Raw genomic sequence first — 15,749 nt, 5'->3', positions numbered from 1 at the left:
GTTCTGCTTCTTTTTTTATAGTTCATCATATTTCTTATTACTGCCTTTACTCTTCTCTACTGGATACTTCTCGCTGTTCTTCACAAGCTTCTTACGGATAATCTCATCGATATCCATATCTAAGTTATCTGCAATCATATAGCTATAAATGAGTACGTCTGCAAGCTCTTCTTCGATACGCTCACGATTGTTTTCGTTCACTTCTTCAGGCTGTTTCCATTGATAAAGTTCTAATAATTCGGAAGCTTCAAGTGAAAGTGAAATCGCTAAATCTTTTTCGTTATGATATTGACGCCAATTACGCGCTTCACGAAATTCGTTAATTTCTTGTATAAGCTTTTCAGTATTATTCATGATTAATTCCTCCATTAGCTGCACGTTGAAGTGCTGCTCTTAATTCATCATCAACTGCATAAATATATAACCCGTTTACGCCTCGTGTTAAAAGGACATTCAGCTCGTTTTTCAATAACTCCTGATCAAATTTTCTTTTAGAGTTATCAGAGAGTGTTCTATTTTGTGTCGCCTTTTTATTATAGCTTTCTGACCCATCAAAGATAATACGGCCATTTCTGAATTTTACTGACGGTCCTATAATGACGCCAGCATAATTTAAATCGAAGCCTTGAATAGTAAACGTAGAACCTACTTCGTTTATAGTTTGGCTTTGTTCTGGCCAAGATAAATTTTTTTGGCGTTTATTTTCTACATTAAGTTGTGAATTCCAAGGCATTTTCCAGTCATCAATTTTTACGTTCCAATAGTCTTGGTTTTCTGGTTTCTTCTGACCTACATACTTCCAATCATAAGTAGCCAACAACCGAGATATGCCGGATTCTTCAGACTCAGCTTTTTTCCGTACTGCATTTTCTAAGTCTGCCGGTTTATTGAATATTTTTATTTCATATCCTTTAGAATCTTCAGGGATGTTTTCAATTGCTTGTTGATCTACCAGATGGCGTATCCAATTAATAGTCTCTACACCACTATTAATACGCATCTGATTGCGTAGTTGGATGTGGTTATCATTAGCTTTAGTCGAACTTATCAACTTATTTAACTGCTCTTCTTCTAATACCTGTTCTGTACTTAGAATTTGTTTATGGTCGAACACTGCAACAACGACTCTTGCTCGCTCCAATAAGTCGTTTAAATGGTTTTTACCACGGTAGGATTGTTTTCCTTGAGTTAAAAGCAAATGTGCTTCATCAACGATAATAACATCTACTTTTTCATCCGTACTATGATGGTTTATGAAGCTGGTAGGTTTATTGACGATAGGTTGTTTATTATCTTTTTTATCATATAACCCTAACTTTTTAGCGATTTCTCTATACACCTTTAACTGTTCATCATGATTTACTAAAAGATGCACATCAAGCGATGAATCATTATTTTCTTTCTCAAAATCTCGTTTCAAATCAAAGAACAAACTACTCATCAATACCGTTTTACCAGAACCCGCTTCTCCTTCTACTAGGACTAACTGTCCTTCTTGCTGATTATGTAATGCTACTTGAATCTTCATTGTAATTTCATCCTTTGCAGCATTCTGTTCGCTCGTTAATTTATGAAAAGGTGAAGCTTTGAAAATAGCTGAATCTCTAATAATACTTTCTACTGGAAATAGAATGTTATTTTCTTTATTCAGCTTCTTCCATATTTGGGAAAAGATAGTGTCTAATTGATCAGAAGTATAATATTCATTTTGTTGATTTGTACGACTGTTATAGATAGATGAAACACTATTTACACTTGAAAGATATTGCATCAATCTATTTTCAATATCTAAAGTAAGAGATTTATTAAAATATTGATGGCCTATTACATACATTGAAGACGTAAAAGAATTAGAAAACTCTTGCCAATATTCCTTCATCTTCACATCACCCTGTAGATGTTGTTTTGTTCGACTATTAATATCAGCAGTTTCACCTACATACACCTTAAAATCATTTTTCTTCTCTTCATCATTAATAATATATACCGTTGGGTACCGCAGTAAATACTTCGCTTCATTAAGTTCTTGCCATGTACTTATAGATTGGTTTAAATCCGTTAACGAATAACCAATCTGCCTAATTATAGGGACCCCTTTGTTTTTCATATAATCACCATTTAAATTATTTGTCATCATTGTAGTTTTAATATACTACGTATAACACTTGACACTATTATAAATTTTATCAATGTACGCATCAACAAATTATCTTAAGTAATCAGTAATCTAAACTCGATAATTGGAGTTATTATACATTCTTTTATTTTTGTAATATCAAATATTTTAGTAGTATAGATAATTATTAAAATTATTAGTATTATTTAGGTTAGATAGAAAATAAGCTAATTTACACTTATTTGTAAATTATGATTAAGGTGGCAATTAAAATGGAAAATAAAAATATAGAGTTTCATGAATTGCAAAGTGCTGATTTAATTATTGACGCAATATACGAGGGCGGCAATAAAGGTAACATTTCGGATGATGCTATTGGTAAATTAATGTATACAGGTAATAGCGGGGGGTTTCGGGTCAAAAATAATGTTGAAAAGAATCCTGCCTACCTCGTCTTATATACTTCAGGGGAAGATGTGAATTGGCCAGATGAAATTAATAAAGAAAAAGGCATCGTTACCTATTTTGGAGACAATCGGAAGGCTGGGAAACAAATAAATGAAACTAAAAAAAATGGAAATAAATATTTAGAACGAATTTGGGGAGTTAACAATGAAGCTTCTAAATTAGATATACCTATATTTATGTTTAAAAAGAATCCAACACTTTCTAGTAGAAGAAGTGTTCAATTTATAGGTTTATTAGTTCCTCAGGTAATAGGAGAACGTAATGAGGCATTATTAAACGGTATATGGAGAACTGATGAAAATGGGCAAAGATTTCTGAACTATGAAGCTAAATTTTCAATATTAAACACTGGTAAAGATGTTATCACTCGTAAATGGATTGATTCGCTTATTACTACTCCTTTAACAAGCGACGAATATGCTCCAAAAGCATGGTTGCGTTACCAAAAAACTAAATCTATAACAAAATCATTGGTATTGGAAGCTCCAAATGAAATACATGTTCGTTCAAAAGATTCTCAATTAAAAATGGAAAATAAAACTGATAAAGCCATGCTAAATATATTAATAAATAACTTTTCTGATAACCCCTATCATTTTGAATATGTAGCTGTAGATATTGTGAGCAGTATGGACAATAGTTTTCATTTTGAAAAAACTAGAAATATTAGAGATGGGGGCAGAGATGCTATAGGATATTACTCCGTAGGAATTAACGATAATAAAGTAAATATCCCATGTATACTAGAAGCTAAATGTTATCAAATTAATAACTCAGTAGGCGTAAAAGAAACATCTCGTTTCATTTCAAGATTAAAAAATGAAGAATTCGGTGTTTTTGTAACTACAAGTTTTCTTGGAAAACAAGCTTACACAGAGATTGTTGAAGATAACAAAAAGATTTTAATTCTTACTGCAACTGACATTATAAAAATACTTAAGAAAAAACAGATTAATACAGAAAGCAGATTACGTGACTATCTAGAAGAATTCAATAATAAAAGCAGCTGATTCGCAGCTGCTTTTACATTAAATAAGTTTAACATTTAAATTTGAAAATAAACTTGCCTTTCTTTTAGATTTTCCTCTAGATAAATTATAAAATAAATCTTTTTCTTGATTATCATCTAGCATGGCGACTAACTCCAATTGGCTCTTAGCTCTGGATGATCCAACATAAAAAACTCTTCTGTTTTCTTCACTTTTAAATACTTCTCCATCTATATCAATAAAAAGAATAATATCTGCTTCTAATCCTTTAAATTTTCTAGCAGTGGTAAAAGTAATATTTTTACCATCTATATCATTAACTAACTTATAATTACCGATTTTAGTTATTCCAGAAAGAACCGATTTTTCAATAGTCTTAGGAGTGAGAATTGTTATTTGATTCTTTTTAACTCCATTTTTAGTATAAAATCGTATTCTTTCTTCTAACCAATTTAATAATTGAGTTTTATTTAAATTGTTATGATATGTCGGCTTTTCGCCGGGTAGATCGATTCTCATTTTAACTTTATCTAACCCAATAGGCTTAGATGAAGTCGCCGCAATATTTTTAGTGTTTCTGCAATTTCTACTTAATAATAATCTGCATTCCATTTCCTCTAACCATTTAAGATTGTCTCTTCTTTGAACAAGTTGATTTTTATCATAAAATACATAAAAATCCCCTTCATTTAAAATAGCAATTTCTTTTAACAAATCAACCGTTTCATCTATAAAATCTTGTGCTTCATCGATGATAATATGTTTGAAATCCCATACACCAGAATACTCTTCAAAGTTTTCTAAAAAATTAATTATATCTTCATCCGTAGGCATCTTATTTAAAGCTTTGGCAGCTAAGGAATTTAAATTGGTAAAAGTCACATTAGGCATATACTCACCATATTGATTTTTCAGAGACTGCATAAGTAAATTATTAAAACACAAAAAAGCAACTTTTTCATTTTCGGGGAATCTTCGTGCTTTTTCAACTGCTAACATGGTCTTACCTGTTCCTGCACCACCTTGAATTACTGCTAATTGTTGTTCATCTAAATAATCCAATAAATAATTTTGTTCATTTGTCATTCTATTAAAGTAATAATCATTTTCTTCAATAAGATTCGACATACTTGGAAACACAGAGAATTCAGGAGAAATTTTTAATAAAATTTCTTTAACTAAAGACTCAGGTATATTTTGTTTTTCCATGTTATGAAAACTAAAAAATGTCTTGAATGTCATTTCAACATCTTTCATATGGTTCCTAAAAAAGGTGTTGCCATCTAAAAAATATTTATGCGGAAGACTACCTTTCAAATTCGACTTATCTACCCCAGTGAACCATACCATAGAATACACTTTTATTTTATTATTATTTTTATTGTTCAGCTCTTCAAATATTTTGAGAAATTTATATTTGGACTTGTCCGCCTGAAACATTGGGTCGATATCTATCTTATTTCCATTTTTTCTATTTATTTGCATAATTCTTCCAGATTCTCCCATAATGCCGCCATGCTTAACCTCTAATGATATAACACCATAGTTTTTATTAAAAATTATGAAGTCAGCTTCGCCAAATTGAAGGTGTTTATTGTTTTTTGACATCCAATCTAGTGAGTGAAAAATTATAAAATCATCTGAAAGATTTAGGAACTCATTATATAATTCTTCCTCACCTGTACTATTATTAAAGTCAATTTCTTCAAGTGATTTGTCAGGTATAAGAGTAACCATTACTTTTTTCTCCTTTTTTTAGTTTTCTTTTAAAATTTCCCATTCTCCATTCTTACCGAAGTATGCATCTTTTAATTCGTTTTCTTGTTCTTCTTGGTTATACAAAGTTATTCTTTTTTCAGTTGGCCAAAAATATTTTGCGTTAAACTTTGTATCATTTATAGATATAACAGCTTCCGTAAATTCTGCTATTTCTATATCATTGCGTATATAAAAATCACTCGATTCAAATCCAGAAGCTTCTTTCCAATTACTATAAGGAAATTCAACACCCTTATCAACTACTGCTATTTTGTTGGCTACTTCTATTGTGTCTAAATTTTTAAACCAACCAAAATCTTTTGAGATTATTACATTTGAATCGATTCTAAATACATAATCTCTATCTAAATAACAATTACTAAACGAACAACTTGTATTAGGTACATATGTACAATTGTGACAAGCTGCACCATTTGAGTTGTATAAACCTTGTCCTTGATTTAAACCAGTCTCATAGCAAACTGGATCCGAACTACACCAATCCATACTTCTCAAACTTTTATTAAATATATTTTTAAATTTGTCTTCATTGGCTAAGCTAACTAAACCGCCAAATGTACCTTCCTTATCACTATCAGTAACATAGATTAACAGACCATATTTTCCTTCTTTAACATATAGCTTTTCTTTTAATGCTGTGTTTGAATAACCAGCATTTTTGCTAAGTTCTTTCATTAAACCATGCGACAATGTGTGGATTAGTACTGATATTGGCGTTCTAAATTTTTCACTCAAATAATTTTCAGCAGTTTTATTTTGAGCTTTTTCAAAGTGTTCTTTAACCTCTGTTTTTTCTTGCCAATTTTCTAAGACTTCTTTATTAAATTCTATGAATATTCCTTCGCCAAATAATTGTTTTGCTGGTAACCAGTTGTAATCTTTACTTTCATCACTGAACATAATATTGCTTTTTGAATCAAGTGCTTTCGACATAGCAATATTTTCGTCTGAAGGAGATAATCTATGGAATCCTGTTTGGATTACTAATTCTTCTAATTTCCTAACAAAATTCACTTGTTTTATTATTGATTTTTCAGTGCCTTCAAAGGAATATGAAACAGTTAACTTATTATTCTTTTCAGTTTCATATAGTGCTAATTTATTAAATTCATCTAATAGGATATCTTCGTAACTATTTGATTTAGAATTAGAATGCTCACTAATAGATAAAACTGAAAATACATCAGGACGGTAAACATTTAAAGCATTTCTTAAAATCGCCGTTGGATTGGCATCACAATCTCCCTCTTTCTTACCTGTACCTGCCCACGGTTTATTACCGAAACATCTATATCCTTTCATTTCTTTTTGAAATGGTGTTTTTGACCCATCGCCTTTACCTGTAACCCCAGACAACGAATGGCTAGCTCCACAACTGCACACTAATTTACTGTGTAAAATAGAGCTGCCAAGTTTTTGTATTTTCACTTCGTGTTTAATACTATTGTCACATTCTTTATTAACATGTACATATTTATCATATGGGAAATCCTCAATGTGCCCTTCTTCACAAACAACTGCTATTGGAAATTGAATAAAAGAAGTAGCTTTACCGCATGATTTGCAACGCTTTTTCTTTTGATCTGAACCAGGTTGAAATTCGTCTATAGTCATACATTCAGAACAATAATGCACAAGAGGAAAACGTTGAATTGGAATCATTATTTCTGTGTTACGACTTTCTTCAGAAAAATTATGTTCTATATATGCTGGTACTTGTCTAAAATGATCCACATTAAGCATTCTTTCAACTCTTGAATCTCTAATTTTCAGTTCTTCTATATCTACATTTGATTTTGTACTTTCATACCACTTATCAACAGCACTTATTAAATAAGAAATACCTTCCGTATCCACATACAAACTTCCAGGACCTTTTTCACCAACTAGCTTTCCCTTAGCAATTGTGATTTTCTTTTTTTCAACCATTTAATACCCACTCATTTCTATAAAAAATTACTTTCATATTTTTTTTCTAAAGCTTGAGCTTTCAGCCTACTTTGTGAATCCACATTTCTCATTGAATTTATCATAGGTATTGCACTATCATTTTGTATTTCTTCTTGTTTCTGTAAAGGTACCATAAAACCATTTTTATACTGAGTTAACTCCCATGTTTCATAATCTTTAGTCGTCAGTAGATTCATCACATTTTCATAAGTTTCTCCAAATGTTTGACTTTCAGAACTATCAACTAATTTCATTTTATCCACAATATATTTTTGTATGAATTGAATGATTTTATCAGAGTTCTCATCAATTAAATTAGCATCAGGATACTTTCCTAAACCTTTAATATCAAATCTTTGTCTTAAGAAACCAACTAGTACAGCAGGAAAACCTCTTTTTATAGAGAAATTCGAAAAAGGAGTTACACTGGCTTCTTCCACATTTGAATACAGTTTTTGATGGTATTCCTTAAAATGTTCATAATGTGACTTATCATTACTATCTCCTCTGTTGTAAACAGTAACAATCAGCCCTGGACTTTCATGAGGCTTTCTTCCTACTCGTCCACTAACTTGAATATATTGAGCTGTTGATTTTGGCTGACCAATTATTGTCATTAAAGCAAGCCTATCTACATCAACGCCTACTTCAATAATATTAGAGGCCAAAACTATATCTAATGCTTTGTTATCCACTGTAGTATATTGTGTTTTCATTTCTGTTAAAGATTGAGATATTTCTCCATTATTCATTCGAGACGTTAACTCTTTGATTTTTTGAGATTTTAGTATTCTTCCATCATTAATATTTCTTTGCTGATAATAACTGTTAATCGTATCTTTTATATCTGCTTCAGTTAGTGTTTGAGCTTTTCCAATATCATTTATAGTATTGTAAAAAGATAAAACAGTCCAAAACGGGTCTCTCAATTCTGGTTGTATCTCATTTCCACTTATTATTAACGAAGAAAGAGTTTGCACTTGTGATTGCAATTTTCCTTGTGTTGTAGAATACAGGCCCACATATTTTCTTCCAGGCACAGGATTACCATATTCATCTTTTTGTACACTAGAAAAATAATTATCATTAATATCAAAACCTGCTGGAGGAAATAGATTAGTTTTTTCTCTTCCGTATAATGCTTTAATTTGATTTTGATAGGCTTTAATTGTTGCTGTTGCCCCAATTATTTTAGGGCTAATATCGAATCTTTCATCTGTGCAAAGATGTTCAATTAAGGTTTCATACATACCAGATAAAGAACCCAATGGGCCTGAAATCAAATGCAATTCATCTTGAATAATAATATTCGGCGGTGAAAAAACTCTGTCTCCACTTCGATTAAACCCAAATAAACTTCTAGCTTCTGGCACCCATGTTAATTGTACAAATTTATCAATTGTACCTATTAAAAAAGTTGGAGGGTTTTTGTATAATTGTTCATCAACAAATGAAATAGGAAGATGATTATGGAAATGGCATTCTTTATCAGGGCAATTCATTTCTAATGCACCAGAAAATGAATAACCCAAATAAATATTTTTCTTATTATTTTTTTTAACTTTCATTTCAGCACCACACCAAGGACAACTTTCAACTATAAAATCATTTTTGCCTTCCTTAGTATATGCATTAAATTTATTTTTAGCATCCTCAACTTTATTTGGAGTACTGGCTCTTCCAACCCATAATCCTATACTAAATTCATTTTCACCAAATATTTCCAGGAATTTTGTTCTAACATAATCTAAACTGCATATTAATCTTGCTGCTCTTTGAAATTGATCAGCTGTCAATAGACGTAAAGTATATCTCATTAAAATATCTACACCTATATCATTCTTATCAACAAACCTTCTGTATAGCATAGAAAATGCTGCAACACCTAAATAGGCTTCAGTTTTTCCTCCACCAGTCGGAAACCAAATTAAATCAACAATTTCACGGTCTTCACTCTTTTTATTTATAATTGCATCCAGTGATTGTAATATAAATCCAATTTGGAAACCTCTCCATTTTTTCAAAAATGCTTTATTTTCTTTTGCTATCTGATTTTCAATACTATTAGATAGACTTTCAAAATTAGAATAATCTAATTCTTCGAAACCATTTACATTGATATTTTTGTCGAATTTTAAATTTCCATTTATATAATCAGCCTTTCTCAGTTTCTTTCCGTTATTCATCTGCATCAACATTGATAAGTTAGCTAATTTGAAACACTGGAATACGTCTTGTTTTTTTAAAAGTTGAATCCCTTTTTTCATACGATTAATATTTTTTTCAATTTCTCTAAGATTACCTTGTTTAACTTTTTCATAATATGGATTAACTTTCTCTAGTTTTAAATTTTCAAACCATTTTTCATAGCCATCTATTAAAGGTAATAGTATATTTTCTAATTCTTCATAAGAATTGCATGCTGTAATTTTAGAATGATAGATTGATAAATTGTCTTCCCCTATTTTTATATCTGGGGTCATGGTTTTAATTTCATATTCTGGTAAGAAAGTTGAACTAATTTTATACACATTTTCATTGTTATCTAAATTCCAATCAGTAGCGCAATCATGACCAAAAGCGAAGTTCTTTTCTTTAAGATATAAAAATTCAAATCTTTTTTCTTCATTACTAATATCTATATTCATATCTGACGCTTTAGGATATGGTACAAAGCTTTGTTTTCCATTTAATTCAGCTTCAATTTTACATTGGAAAAGTATATCCTCTTCTTCTTTAGATATCTTTGCATTTTCAATTGTAAGAGTCACTATTTTTAAGTTTTCTAATTCTCTAATATGCGAATACAATAAAATATTTGTATCTTCTTTTTCGTTATTCAATAAATCTTTGACCCTTAACTTTTCACATACTAGTTTTTCATCCCTATGTAATTCTACCTTCAGGCTAGCGTTGTATGATTTCCTAAACCACCAATTTTGATTTATCTCGTTTATTTGCAAATTTTTATTATAGTTTTTATTTTTGTTATACATACCACATTCAAAATTAATCTTTAAAAAATCAGCTTCTAAAGGTACTGCGAAAGTTATACCCATCGTTGATTGTAAATAGGGATTTTGCTGTTCCTCTTTTCTTTTTTCAGTTAATTCTTCTTCAAGCGTCTCTCCTTCAATTACCTCATTACTTTCTTCACTTTCAATTTCTACAAAATTCCCATTACTTTTTGGGTATAATAAACCTGCTGCATATTTTTTACTAGGCCGCCCTGTATTAAAAATCTCTTCTTTCCTCCCTCCGTATTTATAAATGAGGAAATTATTATCAATATTTTCTTTAGTAGTCTTCTCATCTATTATTTGAGCATATTTAAAGTTAGTAATCGGTCCTATTATTTCTTCTTTTAGATTATTAATTAACTTATCTCTATTTTTCACGTTTGCTTCCAGAATATTATTCATATCTATTCGCTCCCATCTTATCTTCCTATTAATTTATACATATCTTTAGAGCTAATATTATCTACTTTTTGTGGAGTATATTGTACTTGTTGAATTAAGAATTCTCCCACTCCTTCCAAGTCAAAAACATACTCCTCATTTACTGACATTTCCTCCATAATCTCTTCGTTATCAATGACTTCAATTTTTTTATTCAATTCTTTAATAACTTCTCTGCCTGCTGTTATATGTGCTTGAATGATTTTATCTGCTGCATTTATAGTCTTATTAACCAAATAATCAGAAAAACTTAAGTAATTTAATATTTTTTCTAACTCTCTAGGCTTTATAGTATCCCCAAACAACCAATTTTTTAATAATAAAACGGTAGAAATTTTGATACCATGTTTTTTCATATCCCGATACAAAGATTTGACATTTCCTATTTCATTCATTTTGCTAACTAATTCTGACTTATAATTATTTATATAAGTCATACACTCATCATAACTACTCTCGCCTATTATATTTTTAGCTACTTTAGCTAAGTATGTCGCAGTAGTATAATTTTTTATAATTATCCAATCATTAACTTTCAATTTTTCTGAAGGTTTCTTTAATACTTTAAAATCTTTTGCATCATCAATAGAATTTTCAACACTTAAAACATGTAACTTAGCATTTTCCGGACTTATAAAAACTTTTCCGTTCGTAAAGGGAATTAAATAACCAGAGATATTATCATTCATCTCAGATACTTTATTGTTTGAATATTTTTCAACAATATTATTAAGTCTAATTTCTTTTTCTATTTCTAAGGACTCATTATCTAAATATTCAACTTGTTCATCGACATTCATTTTAGTTTCACCATTAAAAGTTACTCCTTCGTATAAATTCGAAATACTATTTAAATCTGAGCTTAGAATCTGTTCTGTTTTAAACTTAGCATTGAAGTTATTATGAGATATGTAATATATCTTTTTACCGAATAATAGGGTTTGAAATTCAGGATAAAGCGAAGGGGTCCCCACAAATATAACTACATCAAAAATTTTATTTGTCTTTAAAAAAATATTAGGTTGATAAACCTCAACTTCACTCGAAAAATATTTTTTTTTGACGTCTTCGTAACTAACAATAGCTATTGTCTTACCTTTATAATCGTCAATTAATTTTTCTACATTTTCGCTTATTAAATTTTTTACTTTATCTTCCGAAAAATTTTTTATTAAGTTTATAAATAGATTGATTAAGTGATTAATGGTAGGATCATCTAAATAAGTAAGCGTACCTAAAAATTCATTTACTTTCTCTTTTGTTTCCTCATTTAATTTTTCTTGTATAACATCAGAATAATCATAACAAGAAATTTGTAAATAAAAATTAAGAGGCTTTAAAACCTTCAAATCTTCTTTCAACTCGTTATTATACTTGCCTAGTTTTCTATAAAAATTGTTATAAACTTTATGGAGTTGAGTAAGCTCAGGCGAATCAATTCTTATTTGCTTAATATTATTAGTAGATTCACTATAATCGTTAAGAAATTCTAATATATCAGTATGCATAAATCTCAACTCCTTTTGGAATACTCACTTCATTTTTTTCTAAGTACTTTCTTAAAAATTCTTGTTTTTCATTTTTCACTGACGTATTTACATTATTTAATAAAATTTCTCTCATAGAATTTTTATTTCGTCGATTGGATACGAATATATTTCTGTTTGTAGCACTGTTCAACATCGTTACACTAGCGTTATTACCAACATAAATCGACACAGGCAATTTTTTATCATCATTTTTACTTTGTTTTGATTTAATCATATTTATATTTCTGTAACTAAAATCTTCGTCATTAAAATAAAATATTTCTTCCAAATTATATGCATAATCGAAAGCGGAAAACTCTAATAATTGAAGTTTGCTTTTGAACTTTTCTGAAATATTATGTCCGATAATATTTACTAGAATCAAATTCGTTGATTGTATATAAGAAGCTACTTCTTCACTATATTTTTCTGAAAAATAGTTGCTGATATTATCGTTAATCTTAACCATACTTCCTGCCGTACTTTTAAAATTAGAATTCAATTTAATTCTATCAGACCATCTATTCTTTGGAACGTATGGGAAATACTGATTCTTCTTACCGAGTGTTACTTTGAGCTTTAAGCGAGGATTTAATGTATCCCCTGCATAGAGAGGATCATTAATAATATCAACAATTTCTGCTTTAAGCCACTCCTCATCAGATTTGTAGAGTACTATATTACCTATTTCAAACTGAAACACATCGGAAGTTGAGGGTATGTCATAACTAATATTTTCTAAGTATTGATCAATTACTCCTTTAGTTAAAAAAATACTCGGATAAATATCCTCAATATATGAAATATAGAGGTTGATTTTATCTTGATTTTCAACAAATTTTCCTATTTCATAAAAAAATCTCATCCAAACCTCTAAGTTCTCCCAAGTTATATTTTCAGAAAGTCTATATTTTTCTGTAACTCCGTCCATAAAAGCTTCCCCCTTTAATTAAAAAAACGTATAATTCATCGAATTAGCTACGATACAACTTTTATTTTCCTTTCCTTAATTTTATCAAATCAAAATGTTTATTACCTCAAAAATCAAAATTTATTTTTTGTTTAAATTTCCATAGCGCAATACTAAAACGCACTTAATAATTATTTAACACCTAACTTTAGTATATTTTTAAAATTAGCAATTTACCGACATTTATTGAAATTTTAGAAATGGTCATAGATAATAAATCTAAAACTATAATACTTTGCTGGGGGTAAATACTTATGTCAGAAAGTTACTTTGATAGTGATTTATTGGATGAAAAAGAAATCGGAAGATTTTTAGATGTATATTTATATAAACGATTACCTAAACATTTTAAAGCTATACATTCTTTGCAAAGAAATCATTGTGATAAGAATAATCAATTTAAAGGCGTCGATTTAACAGTTCAATATAAAAACGGTAATGCAGTAAATATAGATGAAAAAGCTGCCAATAAATATTTCGATAAAAACTTGCCGACATTTGTTTTAGAAGTATCATTTATTAACAACAGTAATGTCACTAAAGATGGTTGGTTATTTGGTAATCAATATTCAAAAACAGATACTTATTTATTTTGCTGGGGTAAAACCCATAAATCAAACAGCCAAATATATTTTAATAATATTAAGGAAATTGAAGCTTTTTCGATTAACAAACAAAATTTAAAATCTTTTCTTAATAAATACTATAAACTCAATAATACGAGCTATATTCAAAAGTCTGTTGAAGCTTTAGAAGCTTTAACTAATAATAAGTTTGGCGATAAAGTATATCTTAAAGGTAATAAAGGCCCTTATTGGAAGGTATCTTCTCAATTAAATGAGCGTCCTCTTAATATAGTTTGTCCTAAATATATATTAGAAGAAGTTACAGATTACAAATTTATCATTAAAGAAGACTGTTTAGATATTTATACTAAAGCTTTAAATAACAAGTGGGTGAAGTGTATATGAACAATAGCTATAATACAAAAGAAAAAGTTAACAAGCGTGCACATGAAATAGTTGGCAAAACTTTAAAAGATTTAAGTAAAGATGGAATAGTAACAAATACTAAAAGTTCATTTGGCGATGCTTTTGAAAATTGGTTTGGTAAGGAAAAAGATTCCTTAAGCCAGCCTGATATGGCTGAAGCAGGAGTGGAATTAAAGGCCACTCCTATTAAAAAAATGAAAAACGGACAATATAGTGCTGCAGAGCGTTTAGTTTTAAATATTATAAATTATGAAGATATTTTACGTGAAGATTTTAAAAATAGTAAGTTTTTGTTTAAAAATAAGAGAATCCAATTAGGTTTTTACGAGAAAGAACTAGAATTACCCAAAAGCGACTGGAGTTTTAAAGAAACCGCACTATTCGAACTTGAAAAAAATGAGAAAGATTTAGAAATTATTAAACAAGACTGGGAACTTGTTCACAAGTTTGTTGAAGAAGGTAGAGCACATGAACTTAGCGAAAGATATTTTCAGTATTTATCTCCATGTACAAAAGGTAAGAATAATAAATCTATGCGTACTCAACCTAATTCCGTTGAACTAGCAAAACAACGAGCTTTTTCTTTTAAAACTGGTTACATTACTTCTATTCTGAGAAAATATATCTTTGGTAATGAAGAAACAGAATCAATTATTCGTGAATCAGATATCTCAGAAAACAAATCAATAGAAGATGTTGTTATTGAAAAATTCAAGCCATATATCGGACAAACTGTCAGCAAATTAAGTGAGAAATTCGACATCAAGCCTGGCTCAAAAGGTCAAAATTATCAAATTGCCGCAAGCATATTAAATTTAAAAGGTAATGCTAAAGATAGTGATGCCTTTGATAAAGTGGATGAATTTGAAAAAGCTATGATTAAAGTAAAAACTATTCAATTTAACGAGAAGAATGTTAATAAAGAAAGTATGTCATTCCCTGCTTTCAAATTTAAAGCTTTAGCTCGAGAACAATGGGAAGATGAAGACGGGACTCCAACAGCTTCATGGAATAACTTCTTGAGAGAATCAAGATTTCTATTCATTGTTTTTAAAAAAGAAGGAAGTTCCAATATATTCAAGGGTGTAAAATTCTTTAGTATTCCTGAATCAGATATTGATGGACTTATTAAGGATGTGTGGGAAGATACAGTTAAAAAGCTTAACGAAGGCGTAAAATTGTTAGCACGAGAAGATAAAGGCACCAAAGATGGATGGGCGATAAAAAATAATTTTATTGCGAAAAGCGACAAAATGATTTGTCATGTACGTCCACACGCTTCTCAAAGAGACTACACTATAAATGGAAAATATGCAGATCAATTGCCCACTCCAGCCCAATGGAAAAATAAGCCGACGAATGGTAATTATTCCGACAGTTGGATGACTAAACAGTGCTTTTGGCTCAATAATGATTACATAGCTAAACAGTTAAAAGAATTGTTATAGAAGTGGATTAATTTATATAATTTCTATACTAGAACGATCGTTCGCTA

10 protein-coding genes are annotated in these 15,749 nt (G+C 29.6%); 3 read left to right on the top strand and 7 right to left on the bottom strand.

Annotated features, from left to right (window positions below; all coding sequences use genetic code 11):
- Positions 1 to 15: 15 nt before the first annotated feature.
- Positions 16 to 354, bottom strand: a complete 339-nt coding sequence (locus tag CKV71_RS01260) for a nucleotide pyrophosphohydrolase (protein WP_095103013.1) — start codon at positions 352 to 354, stop codon at positions 16 to 18.
- Positions 347 to 2,107: a DUF2075 domain-containing protein gene (locus tag CKV71_RS01255; RefSeq protein ID WP_095103012.1), complete on the bottom strand. Its 1,761-nt coding sequence runs from the start codon at positions 2,105 to 2,107 to the stop codon at positions 347 to 349. Before CKV71_RS01255 ends, CKV71_RS01260 begins: the two co-directional genes overlap by 8 nt.
- 281 nt (positions 2,108 to 2,388) lie before the next feature.
- On the opposite strand from CKV71_RS01255, the gene CKV71_RS01250 reads away from it, so the two are divergent.
- Positions 2,389 to 3,594, top strand: coding sequence for a restriction endonuclease (locus CKV71_RS01250; RefSeq protein WP_157738565.1), 1,206 nt, complete (start codon positions 2,389 to 2,391; stop codon positions 3,592 to 3,594).
- Positions 3,595 to 3,612: 18 nt separating this feature from the next.
- Here the strand turns inward: CKV71_RS01250 and CKV71_RS01245 are convergent, their stop codons facing one another.
- From CKV71_RS01245 to CKV71_RS01225, 5 genes are read right to left on the bottom strand one after another with little or no spacing between them, the layout of a single operon-like run.
- The gene (locus tag CKV71_RS01245; protein WP_095103010.1) at positions 3,613 to 5,310 is read right to left on the bottom strand and encodes a nuclease-related domain-containing DEAD/DEAH box helicase; all 1,698 of its coding nucleotides are present in this window, start codon (positions 5,308 to 5,310) and stop codon (positions 3,613 to 3,615) included.
- A gap of 18 nt (positions 5,311 to 5,328) precedes the next feature.
- Positions 5,329 to 7,281: a DrmB family protein gene (gene drmB, locus CKV71_RS01240; protein WP_095103009.1), complete on the bottom strand. Its 1,953-nt coding sequence runs from the start codon at positions 7,279 to 7,281 to the stop codon at positions 5,329 to 5,331.
- A 17-nt stretch (positions 7,282 to 7,298) separates the two neighbouring features.
- The gene (locus tag CKV71_RS01235) at positions 7,299 to 10,724 is read right to left on the bottom strand and encodes a helicase-related protein (RefSeq protein ID WP_095103008.1); all 3,426 of its coding nucleotides are present in this window, start codon (positions 10,722 to 10,724) and stop codon (positions 7,299 to 7,301) included.
- 17 nt (positions 10,725 to 10,741) lie between these two features.
- Complete coding sequence (locus CKV71_RS01230) at positions 10,742 to 12,271, bottom strand: DISARM anti-phage system protein DrmE domain-containing protein (RefSeq protein WP_095103006.1); 1,530 nt, start codon at positions 12,269 to 12,271, stop codon at positions 10,742 to 10,744.
- Complete coding sequence (locus tag CKV71_RS01225) at positions 12,261 to 13,223, bottom strand: hypothetical protein (RefSeq protein ID WP_095103002.1); 963 nt, start codon at positions 13,221 to 13,223, stop codon at positions 12,261 to 12,263. The genes CKV71_RS01230 and CKV71_RS01225 overlap by 11 nt, the downstream gene beginning before the upstream one ends.
- A 293-nt stretch (positions 13,224 to 13,516) precedes the next feature.
- Between CKV71_RS01225 and CKV71_RS01220 the strand changes: the two genes are divergently transcribed.
- Positions 13,517 to 14,233 carry a hypothetical protein gene (locus CKV71_RS01220; RefSeq protein ID WP_095102998.1) on the top strand — a complete coding sequence of 239 codons (717 nt, stop codon included), beginning with the start codon at positions 13,517 to 13,519 and terminating at the stop codon, positions 14,231 to 14,233.
- Complete coding sequence (locus tag CKV71_RS01215; RefSeq protein ID WP_095102994.1) at positions 14,230 to 15,702, top strand: Sau3AI family type II restriction endonuclease; 1,473 nt, start codon at positions 14,230 to 14,232, stop codon at positions 15,700 to 15,702. Before CKV71_RS01220 ends, CKV71_RS01215 begins: the two co-directional genes overlap by 4 nt.
- Positions 15,703 to 15,749 lie beyond the last annotated feature (47 nt).

Origin of the sequence: Staphylococcus piscifermentans (genome assembly GCF_900186985.1) — a bacterium.
GTDB lineage: Bacteria > Bacillota > Bacilli > Staphylococcales > Staphylococcaceae > Staphylococcus > Staphylococcus piscifermentans.
The sequence above is the reverse complement of the archived record's forward strand: the minus strand, read 5'-3'. Positions and strand labels throughout refer to the sequence as shown.